The following is a 19,115-nucleotide window of genomic DNA, read 5'->3' as shown; positions in this document are numbered from 1 at the left end:
TTCTCATCCACCAATACCCAGGTTGCCGGAAAAGCCTATTTTGTCGCATATGTTCCTGTTAAAGACGAATCAGGAAAGACTGTTGCCATGGCATTTACCGGCGTTTCAAGAGAAGCCGTAAACGCCCAGGTGGGAAGATCGATCGCTTTCATGGTAGTGATCGCACTGATCGTACTGGTACTTTCCATTCTTGTGGCTGTATATCTTTCAACAGGCATGACCAAGGCCATCGAAGAGATCAACAAGAGCGTTGAACATCTGGCTAACGGCGAATTCATCAAGGCAAAGAAATTCCTGGACAGAAATGATGAGCTTGGCTTGACCCTACGAAATACCAATGGACTTATCGATACTCTTGAAGAGATCGTTTCAAATATCAGGCAATCTGCCCAATCAGTTAATTCCTCATCAGCAGAGCTCTCTGACATGGCAGACCAGATTTCCCACACAGCTGAGGACGTTTCAAACGCAGTTCAGGAAATCGCATCCGGAGCAACCCAGCAGGCTGACGAGATCCAGAACGCAGCAGATAATGTTGGCAGGATCGGAGATGCTGTTGGAAACGTACAGACATCTACAGGAGAACTTGACCAACTGGCAAGCAAGATGAAAGAAGCATCTGAAGTATCCAGCACATCCCTTGCTTCCCTGAAAGACTCCTCATCAGAGATGACAGCCAAGATCGACGAGATTTCAACCACCATCCAGAGAACCCAGGACGCTGTTAACAGCATATCTTCCAAGGTTGAAGGAATCACATCAATCGCAACCCAGACAAACCTTCTGTCCCTCAACGCTTCCATCGAGGCTGCAAGAGCTGGCGAAGCTGGAAAAGGCTTTGCAGTTGTTGCAGGTGAGATTGGAAACCTTGCAGAAAGCTCAAGAGTTATGGCAGATGAGATTAAGAAAGAAATGGAAGTTCTCCTTGAAGAGGCTCGCGCCGCAGTTAGCGCTGCAGACGACGTACGTCAGGGCAATCTTGATCAGCAGCAGGCCCTTGAAGGAACCATCTCTTCCATCAACGGAATGCTGGGCGACATCAACTCCACAGTTGGCGGCGTAAAGACCATCAGCGACGGCGCTGACCAGTGCGAGACCAGTAAGAACGCTGTTGTCGACACCATGAGCGCACTTTCAGCAATCTCCGAAGAGAACGCTGCTTCCTCACAGGAAACTGGTGCTTCCATGCAGGAACTTTCCGCAACAGTTACAACTCTGGCTGGCAATGCAAACGACCTAAAGGGCGTAGCAGAGCAGCTTGAAAGAGATTTGGCGTTCTTCAAATAAAGCGAGACACTGGGACAACACACGGGGATGGTTCTGCTGACACGGGGACGGTTCTACTGTCAGGTTTTATCTAAGTAAAACCTGACAGTAGAACCGTCCCCGTGTCAGCAGAACCATCCCCGTGTCTAGTCAAAAAAAGAGCGGAGGTTTCTCGCCTCCGCTCTTACTTTCTTCAGTCGAAAATATCTTCCCCAAATCTAACCTTGGCGTGGGCCTTGATGGCCTCTACGCACTTCTCAAATCCGAGCTTGCTACTATCAAGGCACAGGTCATAGTTCATGGCATCTGTCCACTTCTGCCCTGTGTGGTGCTCATAGTAAGAAGCCCTGTACTTGTCTTCCCTTGCCATAAACTTCTCCAGCTCATCCTTAGGAAGGCTCTTTACCTTGGCTGCCTGTTCCACAAGGAAATCATGCGGCGCATGAACGAATACGCTAAGGACATTGTCGTAGTCCCTAAGCACAAAGTCCGCAGCCCTTCCCACGATAACACAGCTTGTGGTCTCAGCAAGCTTCTTAATGGACTTGGCCTGGAACGCAAACAGGTTGTCCTCAGAAGTAAATTCCTTGCTGCTTGGTCCAATTATCTCGCCGGTATATACTCTCACAGGCACCTTAAAGAACCCGTTATTTCTCATCTTTTCATCGGTCTCAAGAAAGAGGCTCTCGTTGATGCCGCTCTCCTCAGAGGCAAGCTTGATCAGCTCGTGGTCGTAGTAGTGAATGCCAAGGTCCTTTGCCAGCATCTCTCCTACAGTCCTTCCGCCGCTTCCGTACTGTCTTGCAATTGTGATGACTATATTACGCTTCATATGCGCCTCCATTTTGTCTATGACATGTGAAAAAACATATTTCTGCAGGGATCACTCACCCAGATAAGCTTTTCTGATTGCTTCATCATTAAGTAGCTCTTTTGCATCACCCTCTTTGGCAATAGAACCGGTCTCCAGTACGTATGCTCTGTTGGCGATAGAAAGGGCCTTCTTGGCGTTCTGCTCAACCAGAAGCACCGTTACTCCGTCCTTGTTGACATCCTCGATGATGCTGAAGATCTCGTTAACAAAAATCGGTGAAAGTCCCATGGACGGCTCATCCATCAGGATCAGGTCTGGATGTGACATAAGGGCTCTTCCCATGGCAAGCATCTGCTGCTCACCGCCGGAAAGAGTTCCAGCCAGCTGGTTCTTACGCTCTTCAAGCCTTGGGAAACGCTTGTAGATGGTAGCCAGCGTAGCTTCCATCTCCGCCTTGTCGTTTCTGGTGTAAGCTCCCATCTTAAGGTTCTGGAGCACGGTCATCTCGGCGAACACGCGCCTTCCCTCCGGCACCTGGGCCATTCCGAAGGTCACGATCTGATGGCTTGGAATCTTGGTAAGCTCATGCCCCTTGTAATTGATGCTTCCGCCGTCAGCATTGATAAGGCCAGACAGAGTGTGAAGCGTCGTGGTCTTTCCCGCGCCGTTAGCACCTATGAGGGCCACGATCTCCCCTTTGTCTACGTGAAAAGAGATCCCTTTAAGGGCCTGGATCACGCCATAATATACACTTAAGTCTTTAACTTCTAATATTGAACTCATAGTTACTCTCCAAGATATGCTGTTATAACTTCAGGATTTGCGAGCACTTCTTTTGTTTCGCCCTGACACAGTACTCGCCCAAAGTTTAAAACCGTGAGCTTTTCGCAGATTCCGGAAACCAGCTTCATATCGTGCTCGATAAGAAGGATCGTCATGTCAAACTCCCTGCGGACAAGGGCTATGGTGTCCATCAGCTCTTTTGTCTCATTCGGGTTCATGCCAGCTGCTGGCTCGTCAAGGAGCAACAGCTTAGGACCTGTTGCCATGGCTCTTGCGATCTCAAGCTTACGCTGCTTACCATAAGGGAGGTTGGCTGCAAGAGTATCCCTCTCGGCGTCAAGATCAAAGACCTTTAGAAGGCGCATTGCCTCGGCATCCATCTCTTTTTCCACCTTGGAAAACCTTCCCAGATGAAGGATTCCCTCAAGGGCACTGTACTTAAAGTGCTCGGAAAGCCCAACCTTAACGTTGTCGATAACGCTCATGTTCTTGAAAAGCCTGATGTTCTGGAAGGTTCTGGCTATTCCGGCGTGGTTGATCTCGATGGTGCTCTTTCTTGTGATGTCCTCGCCGTCAAGCCTTATGATTCCTTCATTTGGCTTGTACACTCCGGTCAAAAGGTTGAAAACAGTGGTCTTTCCGGCGCCGTTAGGTCCGATAAGGCCGTAGAGCTCACCCTTTTCGATGGATATATTGAAATTGTCCACGGCACGAAGACCGCCGAATGAAATGCTTAAGTTATTTACGTCAAGAAGTGCCATGTTCAAGCCACCTCCTTTGCGCGTCTGAAGCTCACGCGGCCGAAAGTTCTTTTCCGCCACTCGATAATCTTAGGTGACCAGTTCACGATCATCATGACGATGAGCACGATTGAGTAGATCAGCATACGGTAGGTGTTGAGGCCTCTAAGCAGCTCAGGAAGCAGGTACAGCACGCAGGCTGCAATGACGCTGCCTCTGATGTTTCCGATGCCGCCAAGCACCACGTAAACCAGAATCATGATCGACGCGTTGTAGCCAAAGTACTGGGATGACGCCGTAAGCGTTGTGATGTTGTGGGAGAAAAGAACTCCCGCAGCCCCTGCAATTGCAGCAGAAATGGTAAATGCCATCATCTTGTAGCCTGTGATATTGATGCCTGTTGCCTCTGCGGCGATATAGTTGTCACGGATGGCCATGATCGCGCGGCCGTCCCTGGAATTAACAAGGTTCTGTACAACGAAAAGAGATATGAGGAGCACCACAACACCGATGGTGAAGTTTGCGTTGTGGGGAGTTCCTGTAATGCCCATAGCGCCGTTAACGATTATGTCACCATCTGCCTCCATGCCAAGGCTCATGCTGTCCTTCATGGAGAAGTGAAGGCCCTTTCCGTCAATTCCTATGTAAAAAGAGTTGATGACGTTCTTGATGATCTCGCCAAATGCCAGTGTTACAATCGCCAGATAGTCACCTTTAAGACGAAGAACCGGAATACCAATAAGGAAACCAAACAGCGCTGCGAATGCAATTCCGATGATGAACGCAATAATGAATCTTGGCACTGTGGGAATGCTGTTTTCAGTTGCCCTTGAAAAGAATGCGCTGGTGAAAGCGCCAATGCACATGAATCCGCAGTGTCCGATGGACAATTCGCCCAGAATACCTACGCAGAGGTTAAGGGCAACAGCGATTATTGCATAATATGTCATTGGGACCAAAAGACCCTTCATATGGCTTGATAAAGCCCCTGTCATCATCAGGATCTCAACGATTATGTAGAAGGCAAGGACGATGCCATAGGTGATTAAGTTATTTTTAGTGATCTTGTTTTTCATGGCTCCTCCCTCCTTTACACTTTTTCCTGAATCTGCTTGCCAAGGATTCCTGTAGGCTTAACAAGGAGCACCACTACCAGGATTCCAAACACGATGGCGTCGGACAGCTGCGATGAAATGTAGGTCTTGGACAGGATCTCAACGATTCCAAGGACCAGTCCGCCGATCATGGCGCCAGGGATTGAGCCGATTCCGCCAAGAACCGCAGCTACGAAAGCCTTGATACCAGGCATAGCGCCTGTGTACGGTGAAAGTGAAGGATAAGCTGAGCAAAGAAGCGCCCCAGCCACAGCTGCAAGGGCTGAACCGATGGCAAATGTAAGAGCGATGGTACGGTTAACATTGATGCCCATAAGCGCTGCAGCTCCCTTATCTTCTGAAGCCGCCAGCATAGCCTGTCCCTGCTTGGTCTTATTGATGAAAAGCTGAAGGGCAATGAGGATCACAACGCTGACCAGGATAGTGATGATGGTTACGCCCTGGATCTTGAGCTCTCCGCCTGCGAAGCTTACGCCCTCCCATGTTACAACTGATGTAAATGACTTGATATCTGCGCCATAGATAAGAAGCGCAATATTTTCCAAAAGATAGCTGACACCGATAGCTGTGATCAGAACCGCCAGGGGAGATGCTGCTCCGCGAAGAGGCCTGTATGCCACGAACTCTGTGGTGACGCCAAGAACGGTGCACAGGATGATAGCCACGATAATGCCCACCACTGAATTGCCAGAAAGCGCTGCGCTCACTGAAAAGATAATATAGCAGCCCACCATGATGAAGTCACCATGAGCAAAATTCAGCATCTTGGCAATACCATAAACCATGGTGTAACCAAGGGCTATGATGGCATAAATACTGCCAAGACTAAGTCCATTAATGAGATAGGTTAAAAAACTCATCCCGCACCTCCGAGTTGATCATTATTAATTACTTATTCTATGATATACGAATTACATTCGAAATCCAATGTGATTTTAGCTAAAAAAACTAAGAACGCGAGGGATACCTGTGACAGCATCCCTCGCTGTATGAAAATGTTTAGTCGTTGTTAAATTGTGTCTGGGGCGTTAGCTCTTTTCGCTGTGAAAAAACATTACTCTGGAAAGAACCTCACCAAGTGCTTTACTCGGCTGAAACGTAAGTGCCGTTCTTGATAACAACAGCCTTAGGCTCCTTGTTAGGCTCACCTGAAGCATCCCATGTCATCTTCTGTGATGTAAGACCTGTAGCCTCGATCTGAGTCATAGCGCCCTTAAGTGCCTCGCAGATCTCCTCTGTTGTCTTGTCTGGTGTAACGCCTGACTTCTCGATAGCTGCCTTGATGATGTAAACTGCATCGTAAGCATCAGCTGCGAACTGGTTAGGAGTCTCGCCATACTTCTCGTTGTACTTCTTAACGAAGTTAACTGTGAGGTCATCTGTAGCATCAGCTGCGAAAGGTGTAAGAAGCATTACGCCCTCAGCAAGTGATGGATCAAAGTTCTCAACTGTAAGGATTCCGTCCATACCATCAACACCGAAGAATGTAGGAGCATATCCCATTGTGTTGGCCTGTGTAAGGATCAGAGCTGCATCTGAGTAGTAGATAGGAAGGAATACGAGGTCTGCGCCTGCATCCTTAGCCTTCTGAAGCTGTACAGAGAAGTCTGTGTTGTTGTCCTGTGTATAAGCCTCTGCTGAAACGATCTCAAAGTTCTTGCCAGCAGACTCTTCTACGAACTTCTGGTAGATACCTGAAGAATAAACGTCTGAGTTGTCGTAGATGATACCAACCTTAGTTGCAAGGTTGTGATCACTGATGTACTGAGCTGAAGCAATACCCTGGTTAGGATCTGAGAAGCATACACGGAATACGTTATCATACTTTACGCAATCCTCAGCTGATCCTGAAGGTGTAAGCTGGAACATGTTGTCGTTCTTAGTGTTCTCTGAAACTGCGATTGAGCAGGCAGATGTTGTAGAACCAACAAGGATCTGCATACCCCAGTCCTTAAGAGTGTTGTAAGCGTTAACTGACTTCTCAGCGTTAAGCTCATCATCCTCTGACTTGTACTCGATCTGAACGCCATTGATACCGCCAGCCTCGTTGATCTCATCGACAGCGATCTGTGCTCCGTTAACTACTGCGTTACCGTAAGCTGCTGCAGCACCTGTAAGAGGTCCGATGGCACCAATCTTGAATGTATTGCTTCCACCTGCTGCTGCGCCGCCGCATCCTGCAAGAAGTGAAGCAGCCATTGCTGAAGCAAGAACAGCACTGAATACTTTGTTAAACTTCTTCATAATTCATTTCCTCCTCAATTTGTATATTTGTATACAATCTAAATATATATATTTCAAGTTTAATTATTATTAGTAAAAAGTCAATACTTTAAAGCAAAAAAGTGAAAAAAGCCACGGGGACGGTTCTACCGTCTCATTGCGCGCAACAAGACATGGGGGCGGTTTGCTGACACGGGGACGGTTCTACTGTCAGGTTTTATCTTAGTAAAACCTGACAGTAGAACCGTCCCCGTGTCAGCAAACCGCCCCCATGTCTTATTCAAAGATCTATTCTATCTATAGAAGTCGCTCTCTGCCTTCTGCATCAGCTTGGCTTCCTGGATCTGGCTGTTGACGTCAGATAAAAACTGATGATTGTGAGGGTCTGAAATGAACTCAAGGAAATCCGAAGCCTCTCTATGTGAAAGTTTCTGGCTCACCGTCAGGTAATCAAATATCTCATCTCTTGTCTTGCCTTCATTAATGAATCTGTCCACAATATCAAACAGAACCATAAATCTGCGCATACGGACTCTTAAATTGATCTGATGAAGTTCAATAAATATGGAAAAAACGACGACGACCGCGACTAAAGAGAAAAGAAGAAAACCAACGCCATAAATCATAAGCCCTATTTTTATATTAAGGACTCCGGCGGTGATACCCGATATTGAAAAAATGATCATGGAAGTAAGAAGAATTCCAAGCCTTGCCTTGTTCCTGGACTTATCAGATAGCTCCATGAAACGAACCGCTAAACCAAATACTACGTAGAAGACCAGCGAAAAGGCAATCCCCACATAAGCTAATTTGAGCATGAAGTTTATCCCCCCTATGAATTAATTCTACGCTCCATGAAACATTAATGCAATCATGTAATAAACGTTAATTCATGTTCGTTTTCGCGTATATTGCGGGATTGTGGAGATTGCAGTCCGTGAAACGTGCAAAGTGGGTGGACACTGCACTCAATCGCTTTCTGAAAGGTGTAAATTTACAGAAAAAAGCTCTGGGATGAATGATCACCCCAGAGCAGTGTTAGCTCTTTTGACATATTAAAATGTAAAGCGCTGTATTCTCAACCAACGCCATGTTCTCTGTTGTAGCCCATGCACACCATGTTGGTGTTATTGATAAGAATGTTCCATCCGATGAATGGTCCAATTCCGCAAAGCCACATACCAAAGATGAACCAAAGAAGCACTGTTGTACCGTTCTCAGTAACTGAATAGCCGTATCTCTGGCAGTTTCTTGCAAGTCTTTCGCCAACCTTGTAGAGCCAGATGTATGAATAAATACCGCATGTTACCAATGAAAGCAGGATGTACACCAAAAGTCCAGGTGTCTCGTCTCCATCACCAGCGCAGGCTGTGTTGATGTCCTTGATCATGTAATACATAAATATGTACAGATAGATTCCGCAGGTAACCAGTGTAAGCAGTATGAATATCAGAAGACTTCTGTCCGTTCTAAGTGGCATGAATGCCTGAGGGCCTGCGTTGTAGCTGGTATTCTGGTAGTTGTTATAATTATTGTTGTATGTCTGGCCAGCCCCTGGAGCTTGTGCGCTCTCGTTATATACAAAGCCCTTTACTTCACTGCTGCTGGCAACTGGTGTTCCACAATTAGGGCAGAACTTAGCGCCATCTTCTATCTGAGTTCCACAATTCTCACAAAACATTTATTTAATCTCCTCCACAATCATATGAATCCCCCTGACAACCGCCCCATTAGCGGGTTCAAATACTACAACTGTGTCAGAAGGGTCCAAAATCCTCAACAGGTATATTATAGAGAAGAGGACTATGGTTGTAAATAACAAAACTTTAACAATCTTTTGCGAAATCCGGGATCTGAAAAGAAATATGACTGCAGCGATAACTGGTATTGGGAATAACGGGTGATATCGAAAAGCTCCACCAAAATCCAAATGTAGCAGTGACAGATATGCCCTTGTCATGCCACATCCCATACAGGAAATACCTGTCAGGAACTTGATAGGACAGCCTATTTTCGTTATATAAAAGATTGTATAAACAAACGCCACTGCCAGAATTGCCAGGATTGCGTCTTTTATCTTTTTCATATTATATGATCTCTCTGTCGATATTTCTTTTCAGGGAACTGCATGTAATTCTTGCAGGATCACTTGGTTTCCCTGTTGACGTACTTGTTGTGGAACTTGGAGTACATGATCTTCTGGCTGCTGTAAAGGCTGTAGTAGCCTGAGAAAGTGTAGCTGAGTGCGATTGCCAGAAGGTAGTATGGCATTCCTTTAAATCCAAAGAGCTCAAAGCAGATAAACAGCGATGATATCGGGCAGTTCGTCACGCCGCAGAACAGCGCACCCATTCCGATGGCTGCGCAAAGAGCCGGATGCAAGCCAAAAATCTGTGAGTAAAGGCTTCCAAATGTAGCTCCTATGTAAAGAGCTGGCACGATCTCGCCGCCTTTATAGCCAGCCCCAAGGGTCAGCGCCGTAAAGATTATCTTAAGAAGAAACGCTAGTGCAGGAGCCTCTCCCTTTATGGCCATCTCAATAACATTCATTCCTGCGCCGTTGTAGAATCTTGTGCCAGATAAATATGTAAGCGCAACGACGATTACGCCGCCTACAAATACGCGAAGGTAGGGGTTCGGAAGGAGCTTTTTGTATGTCTTTCCAGAAAATTTCAACACCTGGCAAAAGAGTACGCTGACAATTGCGCAAAGAAGCGCCAGAAGCCCTGTGTAGATTCCCTGGGTAGCTGTAAATTCCGGAACAATATTTACCGCAAACTGCTCTCCTGTTGCCCCCAAAAACTCAGCAACGCCCTGGGCTGTCAGAGCTGATATTACGCAGGGAACAAGTGCTGAATAGTACATTACACCTACGTTTTCTATCTCCATGGCCATGAATGATGCTGTCATTGGTGTTCCAAAAAGCGCCGAAAACGCTGCACTCATGCCGCACATAGTCATGATCTTGACGTTACCCTCTTTTAACCTGCATAACTTCCCCAGGTTATAGCCAATGCTGCCTCCCATCTGCAGTGCAGCGCTCTCACGTCCTGTAGATCCACCAAACAGGTGAGTAAGTGTGGTTGAAATAAAGATAAGCGGCGCCTTCATCACCGGAAGGTGCTCTCCCTCCTGAATTGACTTGATCACAAGATTTGTGCCCTTATCTTCATAGTCCTTGCACAGCCTGTACATGAACACTATTAAAAGTCCTGCCAGTGGCAATCCCAGGATTATAAGGTCATGACTTGTCCTAAAAGCCGTCGCCATGCTGATTGCCTTGGAGAACATTGCTCCAATAGCGCCAACTATGGCTCCTGTCATACATCCAAGTATCACCCAGCGAAGGAGAACTCTTACTCTGCCTACAAGATCCAGGTCCGGGATGTGTTCGATTATGTTTTCTTTCGACTTATCAAAAAAAGACATGTTATCCTAAGCTCTTTTCCATTATATTTGTGTCTGTGAAATTCTTTTCTCATATTATCACTTATGGGTTGGAATTCAAATTACATATTTTGTACCGTTGGGTGAGAATTCAACGTTTTGAAAAAGAGGTATATCAATTTATATAATTATTAACGTTATATCGTTATTTGATGGGTAGATAGTGTTAGTCTCGTAAAAGAGGTATACTTTTTGTACTATTATTCCCTCTGCATAGGCATAAAATCAAAGATATCACGGATACCTCTTTTCAAAAATCTTCACCTCTCACCCAAATGGAAAACGCCAATTATCTAAATGAAGTATTTTTCAATCACTTCCACTGCATTAACTGAAGTAAACGGGCATGACAAGGTCTCATATGTGCAAATAAGATTCATTGTCTCAATATAGCCATTTCTAGTATAGGTCTGCATTTTGCTCAAATATTTTTCTATGTAATCCGGATCATCCATTTTTCCATAGTGTTCCCAAATGTATATTTTCAAAGTTTTCGGGTCCATGATTGTAAAGTCTGGGCTTAAAATTCTTCCACCGAATTCTCTAACCCATTCATATCTATAAGGGATTCCTCTTCTATATAGTTCATCTGCTATCGCAGCTTCAGACTTTGAACGCACGAGAGGTCCTTTCAAAGTAGGACAATCAAGCTGTTCCGGGTGATTAGTACTGCGCTCATATTCTTCAAGTTCCCAATCCTTGCAATCAAACTCAGGTATGATTTCTGATTCCAAAAGTGTTTTAAATCCTGGCGCCTCTCGGATCAACGCATCAGCAGTTTGCCTGGGATATAGTCCCAGATAGGCGTCTATTGCTCTAATCTCCCGCTCAAGTCCATATATAGTCCGTTTTTTATATGCCTTCATCGCTAATGCTCTTGCCAGTTTTTGATTGTCTTTCTTAATATATATCCATTTCACGCCAGAAGATGTGTTCACTGCTTGATAGTACTTATAATAATTTCCATTTTTCATTGTCTTGAGTCTTCCTTCTGGATACTTTGACTGTTCAAACTCAAGTAGTTCTTTCTGTAACTCACCTTCAATTCTTTCACGTTCTGCTAGCATAAGTGCAGTAATGTCCATGTTGTTACCTCTTTTCTTAATTATTTTGATTGTTCTTTTGGAAAAAATAAGGCGACACGCCAAAAAGAATTCCATAAGAATGTGCAAGAATTGCACAAATACTAGGCTAACAGATAATTCTTAAGATTTACCATCGAAATTTATTAATTTTCCTTAAGAAATGGGATATTGACTGTAGTAAAGCATAACTACTGTCACTATAGCTTACTGAAATTTAATATCGTTTTCGCTACAAACTTAGTGAAATTTAGTTTGCTTTTGTGCTATTATATTGATGAAGGGGAAATGTATTAGTCTTGCACAGAGAAAGGAGCACTGATTATGCCAACTAACCAGCTGCAATATTCTCCGTTCAAACCAAATTTAAAGACAGCTCAAGTATTTGCGTGGGGTGATCCGGAGTACAATCTATTTGACCAGCTTAATGAGAAGTATGAAAAGACACATCCTGAGTATCAGACTCTTTCTAACTACGAGAAGATGGTCATTAAGCAGCAGATCCATCATGAGGCCATTGGGCTGACGCCACTGAATCTCATTATGGACTTTGTTGAAGATCCGCAGTTTGATGAGTTTAGAGCACTCGAAAACATTTAACAATGGACAGTTCGCCGCGAAGGGCATGGTTAAGCCTTTTGCGGCGATTTTATGTTTATTTAATATTTATTTCCCATTCTCATAATTGAATCAAAGAGCCCCTGGATGTACCATCTTTGTACAAGCTAAGTAAAAGGATAGTTTGCGGTTTTTTAGATGACAGCGCAGAGGGTCCAAATTGTTGCCCTTAAGCGCGTCATCAAGGGGAAAAGAATGGGACTTTCAATTGGAAGTATTGGAAATACATATGGAATGAATTATATTCAGCCAATGAATTACAGCGTTAGGAACGAGGCTGATGTGTCAGATGCATTTGTTGAAACTGGAATGTCAAATGCCATCATGAACGTGCCTCCTGTGGTTTATCCTAACGCACAGGAAATTCCTAAGGCAGATGACGAGAGCGATCCACTGGCACTTTCAATCAATTCAGTAAAAAAGAGCCAGGAAGCAAATCGTATGTATAATGATGTGGCTTCCAAATTCCAGGGCATGACCACAGGATACGCCCAGAATACGCAGGCTCTGAGCTATGGAATGAGCGGCAGTGCTATCGACCTGTTCGCGTAAGGTAGGTAGGTGAATTATATAGTTTGCAAAAGAACGGGTGCCAGACGGCAGTCGTTTTTTTGTGCGCTTTTCAATATCATTTTATAAGTGTTTAATGTTCACAAGTATTGTAGGTTAAATGTATTGTGAGCAAAATACAGCCTGGTAGATACACATTTTGGGTGTAATGTGACTATGAAACAAAATAGGTATACGACGTCTAGGATGGTCAATTGGTATCTCTTTTAGAATTTCTTAATTATCACCCAGAAGCATATCAAATAGATAATCGTGTCATTAAACTGAAACCAAAACATGAAGTATTATCTCTTGCTCTTGGGTGAAAAGATTTAAATTTGCAAAATAGGTATATTGCCCATCATCACATCAATGGTACCGCTTTACAATAACCCCCTCTATTTCACCCACGTATAATCTTTTTTACATATTCAGCTTCTAGATTTCCAATAGTTTACCTGTAGCTTTTGGGTTGATTGGGTGATAAGTAGCAAAATCAAAAAGAGGTACAATTCTAAAACAACTTAGCAATTGTACCTCTTTTCGCACAACACTTATTTTCAACCAACGGCAGCTACAATCCGGCCATTTACGAAAGCAACCGGCTTCATAAGGGATAATTCGTGTTAACCAATCCACTCTTCACCACGCCAGTATCTCCCGCCTCTGCTATCTCTCTGCGTTTTTCTCAATCAAATGCCCGAATTCACTGGTGTTGACAGGCTTAGAGAAGTAGTAACCCTGTATAACATCGCAGCCGGCCTTCTTAAGAAGCAAATACTGCTCAGAGTTTTCAACGCCCTCCGCTATCAGGGGCACTTCCAGGAATCTTGCCACGTTCACGATGAATTCCACCATGCTCAGCTCTTTGTTGTTCTCAGCAACTCCCTTGATAAAGCCCATATCTAGCTTTAATGCATCAATTGGCAGGGACGTCAGCATATTAAGGGAGGAATAGCCCTTTCCAAAGTCGTCCATCTCCACCTTGAACCCCGCTTCCCGCAAACTGTTCACCACTTCAACTATGGTGGTCACAGAGTCAGTGTACGCAGTCTCTGTTATCTCAAGGTGCATGTCCTTTGGCTCAAGAGAATTTTCTTCCAATATTTCCTTCAAAAAATCTAAAAGATCAGGGTCAAAAATATCAACCCTTGAAACATTCACAGAAAGCGGCATTGTCACGCCGTACATGTCCTTCCAACGCTTTATCTGCTTGGCGGCCTCCTGCCACACAAAGCGGTCAAGCTCCTTGATCCGGCCATTTTCCTCAAACAGCGGGATAAAGACATCGGGTCTTACAAACCCTAGCTCCGGATGCTTCCACCTGACCAGAACCTCTGCACTGCACAGCTTGGGCTCGTCTCCTGTGATGTCATACTTTGGCTGAAACACCACATTAAACTGCTTTTCCAAAAGAGCTTTCTCAATGCCGTTAAGAAGCTTGGCCTCATACAGCTCTTTTTCATGCATATTGTTATCGTAAATTGCCACAACATCGTGATTTGAGTTCTTGGAAACACTGTTGCTGGCTTGAAGTGCCCTGTCAAAGCGCTGCTCCAGGTTTACAGAATGATAGATATCGGGATAGATACCAATCCTGAAGTGGAAATCGTGCTTGTCCGTGATGTCGATCAGCCTGTCCGCCAGGATCTTGGTCAGATAGTCATAGTTTTCCTGATGCTCAATGTAAATATAGAAACAATCCGCATTATCCCTGCAGGCAACGCCTCCACAGCCTCTGGCAAAAGACCTGACGCCATCCGCTATGGTACACAGCACCTTATCTCCATAGTTCCTTCCGTAGAGCTCATTTATCAGGTGGAACTTGTTGATGTTAACAACCACTGCGTCAACTTCCTGCTCTGGATGGAACTTGTCGTACTCATGGGCATACTGGAAGAAATAATCCTTGGTAAGAAGGCCTGTGAGCTTATCTTTTCCTGTGGCATCGATGATGTTTCTGTCGATGGACAGCTCAATTGCGCGCCTTACCCTTGCTCTTATAACCTCTGGCCTGTTATAGGGCTTGTTTAAAAAATCTATTGCCCCACGACGCAAACTCTCAACCTCAGCTGAATTATCTGCCGTCAGTACAATAACCGGAATGTTCATAAGTTCTTCATTGTTCTTGATTTCATCAAGGACCATATAGCCGTTTCCACATGGCATATGAAGATCCAAAAGCACCAGTGACAAAAAGTCTTTCTGATTCTTAATTTCTAAAAGAGCTTCATCCCCCGTCTCTGCGTAGGCTATATCATATTCATCCTTAAGGATATTACCTAGAAGCCTGAGATTAACAGGCTCATCATCAACCACTAGGATCGTTCGCCTGAAATCCTGTTCATGTTTTGCTTCAATGTCCAGTTCGTTAATATTGTTAAATGCCATTCCCATACCCTCATAAAGAAACACTTTAGCAACTTGATAATACTATTATACACGAAAAACAAAACAAGGGGACGATTCTGTTGCAACAGAACCGTCCCCTTGTTTTGATTTTTATTTAATTTAAGCGTTGTGCTCGAGCAGGTAATCGTTCAGCGCATCTACGATCTCGTTGCCGTCGATTCCGTGAACTGCACAGGCCTCAGCCAGTGACTCCATCTGTGAAGCCGGGCATGAGATGCATCCCATTCCGCATTCCATAAGGAACTGCGCTGCAAGTGGATGCTTAGAAATAATATCGCCAACCAGCATGCTGGAATCTACAAGATCGCCATTTGCTGATGCGTTCTCTTTCTGAAGTTCTTCGTTTTCCATGTTGCTTGCCTCTCTTTCTGTATCACTACCAAAGAATAAATCCTTTAATGATCCCATTGTTATATCTCCTGTATCCCGCATAACAAGCGGGCTTGCGCTTATTTACCGGCGCATGATAATAAATTGTGCAAAATCATTTTACATCACTGATACTTCTCCTGCAAGTACCTTTTTGTAGTCCTCATAGTTTTTCTTAAGAAGCTCCGGAGTGCTAAGCTCGTAAGGACACTTGGTGGTGCAGGCTCTGCAGTTTATGCAGGTGTCAATCTTGGCCATCTCATCCTGCCACTCTTTTGAAAGCCAGCTCTGTGATGGAGCGCGCCTTATCATAAGAGACATTCTCGCGCAGTTGTTGATCTTGATGCCCATTGGACATGGCATGCAGTATCCACAGCCCCTGCAGAAGTCTCCTGCCAACTCTTCCTTTTCTTTTTCGATAAAAGAGCTGATCTCTTCGGTCATTTCTGGAGTGTTGTCAAAATATGAAAGCCACTCATCAAGTTCTTTTTCCCTCTGAACGCCCCAGATAGGCATTACGTTGTCAAACTGTGTCATGAATGCCATCGCTGCGTCGGAGCGGTTAATAAGCCCTCCAGCCAGGCCCTTCATGGCGATATATCCCATGTTGTGGTCCTTGCACATCTTAACAAGCTCAATCTCTTTTTCAGAAGAAAGATAGCTAAGTGGGAACTGCATTGTCTCGTAAAGGTCAGATTCTATGCACTCTTTAGCCACCATAAGCTTATGGGCTGTTACGCCGATGTGGCGGATCTTGCCTTCCTCCTTGGCCTTAAGCATGCACTCGTACATGCCAGTTCCATCACCAGGCCTGTAGCACTGGCTCACCATGTGGAACTGATAAAGGTCTATATAGTCGGTCTGAAGGTTCTTAAGGGAAGTCTCAAGGTCAGACCAGAATCCTTCTGGCGTTGTGGATGCAGTCTTGGTTGCGATAAAGAGCTTGTCCCGAAGTCCAGCCTCTGAGAAAGCCTTTCCAAGCTTGACCTCACTGTCTGTGTAGGCCCTTGCGGTATCAAAATAGGTCATTCCGCCCTCATAGGCCTTTCTTAAGATCTTAACGGCCTCATTCTCAGATACTCTCTGAATCGGAAGAGCGCCAAAGCCGTTCTGCGGCGCAGTTATGCCAGTTTTGCCAAGTGTGATCTGCCTCATATGAAACCTCCTGATCATCTACTAATGCGAGATAATGCTTCTTGCCAAACAATATCTCTTGATATTTTAAAGTCCTGATTCTATCTCTTTTACGCGTATACGATCCAGATAAAAAGATATCCAATGCAAACCGCTGTCAGTGTGAATGGAACACCGATCTTCATGAAGTCTCCAAAGGATACCTCGTAGCCCTCTTTTCGTAGCATACCTACACCTGCGATATTAGCAGAAGCGCCGATCGGTGTAAGGTTTCCGCCAAGGGTTGCACCGATCAGAAGTCCAAAGTATAAAAGCAGTGGGCTTACTGACATTACGCTTGAAAGAGATGCAAGCACAGGAAGCATTGTTGCTACATATGGAATGTTGTCGATAAATGCTGAAATAACAACTGATCCGAAAACGATCAATGTATAGAGAAGGAATACATTTCCTTTTCCGCTTGTGGCAATGAGCTGAGCCAGCTCGTCAATGATGCCAACATTGGTGATACCTGCGATAACACAGAACAGTCCAGCGAGGAGAAGCATTGTGTCGTAATCGATGGCCTTAAGTGCCTTCCACATACTGTCTGTTCCCTTGGAGATAAAGATCTCCCAGACGATATTGATAATTCCGCAAACCATACAGATCACACCATTGGTAACATCTGGTTTGTTTGGAATGAATGAAGCAATTACAAGAAGTACAACGTGTCCCAGCATCATGATGGTTGGAACATAGTCTGTTACTGTTGTGTGCTCTTCGTTGCTTACAGGCTCCTTGTCTTTCCTGAACATCCACATCATTATGGGAACTGTGGCAAGAGCACCAAGCTCTACAGCGAAGAACATTCCAGGATGACCTTCCATCCAGAAGAAATCATTGAAGTCCATCTTGGCTGCTGCAGCCAGCATGATGGAAGTTGTGTCACCAACAAGTGTTGCAGCACCCTGAAGGTTTGATGATACTGCAATACAGATGATCATGGGAACAGGTGATATTTTAAGTTTCTTGCAGATAGCCAGACCAACAGGTGCAACCATCAGAACTGTAGCAACGTTGTCGATGAATGCTGAGATGATTCCAGAAAACAGGGACATGAAGATTGTAACCCACATTACATTTGGTGCCACATCCAGGAGCTTTTCCGCGATAAGATTAGGCATCTTGGAATCGATGAAGTAATCAACGATGACCATGGTACCAAAGATCATCATCAGCACGTTCCAGTCAATGGCGAAAAATACATCCTTAAGCGGCAAAATTCCTGTAGCCACAAAAATAACAGCCGTTGTTAGTGCCACGATCGCACGCCTCTTTGGCAGCGTGATCATAAGGATGTACATCAGTACAAACAAAATGATAGCAAGTGTTTTCAATTTCTTTTTTTCCTCCGATTTTCTATGTTAACAAAAAAGACTTCTATCATAGCCCCTTTTGCTATGACAAAAGTCTTGCTGTCAGTAAAGTAATAAACCTTATGTCGAGCTCGGATGCACTTGCATCGTCCTGACGGGCTCGACAGCTGGCACAGGTGCCAACCAGCTACTCCCTCTCATCAATACAACTATGTTAATGGAAAAATCAGGGGCTGTCAAACAAATATTGGACAGAATGCATTACCTCATGCAGACACTTCAGGGAAAGAAGCGGATCTTCAAATTGTCGCATTCTGAAACTGCACGGTTGCAGAGTTTTTCAAGATTAGTCATGTATTTTTCGATATCGCCAGTTATTGTTTCTGTGCAATTGTAAAAGATAATGTTCCAACCTTCACCTTTCTCAGTCAGTACATCGTAGAAAGCATCAAGGTTGTCGCCATAATATTCCGGAAGAGGCAGCTCTTTTCGCAGGAGAGCATGAAGTTCCTCTTTGGTAGTTATTCCCTTTAAGTCGATGTAAAAAACCTGTTCCATCGTTATTCTCCGTATAGCTGTTCAAAGCTCTCGTAGTGATCCTCTGTGTAGTAGATATATCCATCATCCGAATAGATGATGCGCTTTGCTCCACGGCTCTTTTTACCCAGAGTATCTATGTCGCACTCGTGATACTCCTTGTCTTCTGGCAGCAAGCCTTCATAATTCCCAAAATAATCTCCGCCGATACACATTCCCGGCGCGAAATCTTCTAGTGATCCGCCGCTCCAGCCAAGCTTTTTGGCCTGCTTCTTGGTCATGAAATTTGAAGGGAGCTTCCCATAAGTGTGAATGTACAGCGCCACATCTGCCTTGGTGGTGTAGGTGCCGTCTTCATCAAGGAGAGGCTCAATATGGGCTGTATATTCGGTTGTTACAGCTGAGGCTTCATCAGACTCCGCAGATGAATCCTCTGATGCTGCTTCGCCAGCCTCTGCCGATGTGCCCACTAACGCCATTTCATCAGCTCCTGCCGATGAATCCTCGGACGACGCTTCGTCACTTGACTCCATGAAGGATGACAAGTCGACTGTAGCCGCGCTTCCAGCACTTTCTGGCTGCTCCGCTGGCTTTCTACCGCATCCAGTAAACACCATGACCACCAGCACCATAGCCATCAATGCCATGAGCCGTATTCTATTTTTCAA

The 19,115-nt window shown here is 44.9% G+C and carries 20 protein-coding genes; 3 read left to right on the top strand and 17 right to left on the bottom strand.

Annotated elements, in window-relative coordinates:
• Positions 1-1,287, top strand: a 1,287-nt coding sequence (locus tag J6I68_RS12165) for a methyl-accepting chemotaxis protein (protein WP_292220673.1), incomplete at its 5' end; no start/stop codon positions are given.
• A gap of 172 nt (positions 1,288-1,459) precedes the next feature.
• Here the strand turns inward: J6I68_RS12165 and J6I68_RS12160 are convergent.
• From J6I68_RS12160 to J6I68_RS12110, 11 genes are all read right to left on the bottom strand, one after another.
• Positions 1,460-2,098, bottom strand: coding sequence for an AAA family ATPase (locus J6I68_RS12160; RefSeq protein ID WP_292220671.1), 639 nt, complete (start codon positions 2,096-2,098; stop codon positions 1,460-1,462).
• A 51-nt stretch (positions 2,099-2,149) separates the two neighbouring features.
• Positions 2,150-2,863 (bottom strand): ABC transporter ATP-binding protein, encoded by a 714-nt coding sequence (locus J6I68_RS12155; RefSeq protein WP_292220669.1) that lies wholly within the window; start codon positions 2,861-2,863, stop codon positions 2,150-2,152.
• A 2-nt stretch (positions 2,864-2,865) separates the two neighbouring features.
• Positions 2,866-3,624, bottom strand: coding sequence for an ABC transporter ATP-binding protein (locus tag J6I68_RS12150; protein WP_292220668.1), 759 nt, complete (start codon positions 3,622-3,624; stop codon positions 2,866-2,868).
• A 2-nt stretch (positions 3,625-3,626) separates the two neighbouring features.
• Entirely contained in the window at positions 3,627-4,679 is a 1,053-nt protein-coding gene (locus J6I68_RS12145) for a branched-chain amino acid ABC transporter permease (protein ID WP_292220667.1), read from the bottom strand.
• A 14-nt stretch (positions 4,680-4,693) separates the two neighbouring features.
• A complete protein-coding gene (locus tag J6I68_RS12140) occupies positions 4,694-5,578 on the bottom strand; it encodes a branched-chain amino acid ABC transporter permease (protein ID WP_292220664.1) in 885 nt (294 codons plus the stop codon).
• 223 nt (positions 5,579-5,801) lie between these two features.
• Positions 5,802-6,962 (bottom strand): ABC transporter substrate-binding protein, encoded by a 1,161-nt coding sequence (locus J6I68_RS12135; RefSeq protein ID WP_292220662.1) that lies wholly within the window; start codon positions 6,960-6,962, stop codon positions 5,802-5,804.
• 272 nt (positions 6,963-7,234) lie between these two features.
• A complete protein-coding gene (locus tag J6I68_RS12130; protein ID WP_292220660.1) occupies positions 7,235-7,759 on the bottom strand; it encodes a hypothetical protein in 525 nt (174 codons plus the stop codon).
• A gap of 260 nt (positions 7,760-8,019) precedes the next feature.
• A complete protein-coding gene (locus J6I68_RS12125; RefSeq protein WP_292220658.1) occupies positions 8,020-8,622 on the bottom strand; it encodes a DUF4234 domain-containing protein in 603 nt (200 codons plus the stop codon).
• Positions 8,623-9,027 carry a DUF2752 domain-containing protein gene (locus tag J6I68_RS12120; protein WP_292220657.1) on the bottom strand — a complete coding sequence of 135 codons (405 nt, stop codon included), beginning with the start codon at positions 9,025-9,027 and terminating at the stop codon, positions 8,623-8,625. It lies immediately after the preceding gene.
• Between the two features lie 59 nt (positions 9,028-9,086).
• Entirely contained in the window at positions 9,087-10,370 is a 1,284-nt protein-coding gene (locus J6I68_RS12115; protein ID WP_292220655.1) for a chloride channel protein, read from the bottom strand.
• A 311-nt stretch (positions 10,371-10,681) separates the two neighbouring features.
• Positions 10,682-11,473, bottom strand: a complete 792-nt coding sequence (locus tag J6I68_RS12110) for a hypothetical protein (RefSeq protein WP_292220653.1) — start codon at positions 11,471-11,473, stop codon at positions 10,682-10,684.
• A 321-nt stretch (positions 11,474-11,794) separates the two neighbouring features.
• Here J6I68_RS12110 and J6I68_RS12105 point away from each other — a divergent pair, with 321 nt between their 5' ends.
• Positions 11,795-12,070, top strand: a complete 276-nt coding sequence (locus tag J6I68_RS12105; RefSeq protein WP_292220651.1) for a hypothetical protein — start codon at positions 11,795-11,797, stop codon at positions 12,068-12,070.
• 156 nt (positions 12,071-12,226) lie between these two features.
• Positions 12,227-12,640, top strand: a complete 414-nt coding sequence (locus J6I68_RS12100; RefSeq protein WP_292220650.1) for a hypothetical protein — start codon at positions 12,227-12,229, stop codon at positions 12,638-12,640.
• A 666-nt stretch (positions 12,641-13,306) separates the two neighbouring features.
• On the opposite strand, the gene J6I68_RS12095 is transcribed toward J6I68_RS12100, so the two are convergent.
• The 6 genes from J6I68_RS12095 to J6I68_RS12070 all read right to left on the bottom strand — a co-directional run bounded on the left by J6I68_RS12095 (position 13,307) and on the right by J6I68_RS12070 (position 19,115).
• Complete coding sequence (locus J6I68_RS12095) at positions 13,307-15,028, bottom strand: two-component system response regulator (RefSeq protein ID WP_292220649.1); 1,722 nt, start codon at positions 15,026-15,028, stop codon at positions 13,307-13,309.
• Between the two features lie 120 nt (positions 15,029-15,148).
• Positions 15,149-15,457 carry a DUF1858 domain-containing protein gene (locus J6I68_RS12090; RefSeq protein ID WP_292220648.1) on the bottom strand — a complete coding sequence of 103 codons (309 nt, stop codon included), beginning with the start codon at positions 15,455-15,457 and terminating at the stop codon, positions 15,149-15,151.
• 81 nt (positions 15,458-15,538) lie between these two features.
• Entirely contained in the window at positions 15,539-16,573 is a 1,035-nt protein-coding gene (locus tag J6I68_RS12085; RefSeq protein WP_292220646.1) for an aldo/keto reductase, read from the bottom strand.
• Positions 16,574-16,662: 89 nt separating this feature from the next.
• Positions 16,663-17,931 (bottom strand): SLC13 family permease, encoded by a 1,269-nt coding sequence (locus J6I68_RS12080; protein ID WP_292220644.1) that lies wholly within the window; start codon positions 17,929-17,931, stop codon positions 16,663-16,665.
• 258 nt (positions 17,932-18,189) lie between these two features.
• Positions 18,190-18,468 (bottom strand): barstar family protein, encoded by a 279-nt coding sequence (locus J6I68_RS12075; RefSeq protein ID WP_292220642.1) that lies wholly within the window; start codon positions 18,466-18,468, stop codon positions 18,190-18,192.
• 2 nt (positions 18,469-18,470) lie between these two features.
• Positions 18,471-19,115 carry a ribonuclease domain-containing protein gene (locus J6I68_RS12070; protein WP_292220640.1) on the bottom strand — a complete coding sequence of 215 codons (645 nt, stop codon included), beginning with the start codon at positions 19,113-19,115 and terminating at the stop codon, positions 18,471-18,473.

Source organism: Butyrivibrio sp. (assembly GCF_017940685.1).
Classification (GTDB): domain Bacteria; phylum Bacillota; class Clostridia; order Lachnospirales; family Lachnospiraceae; genus Butyrivibrio.
The sequence above is the reverse complement of the archived record's forward strand: the minus strand, read 5'-3'. Positions and strand labels throughout refer to the sequence as shown.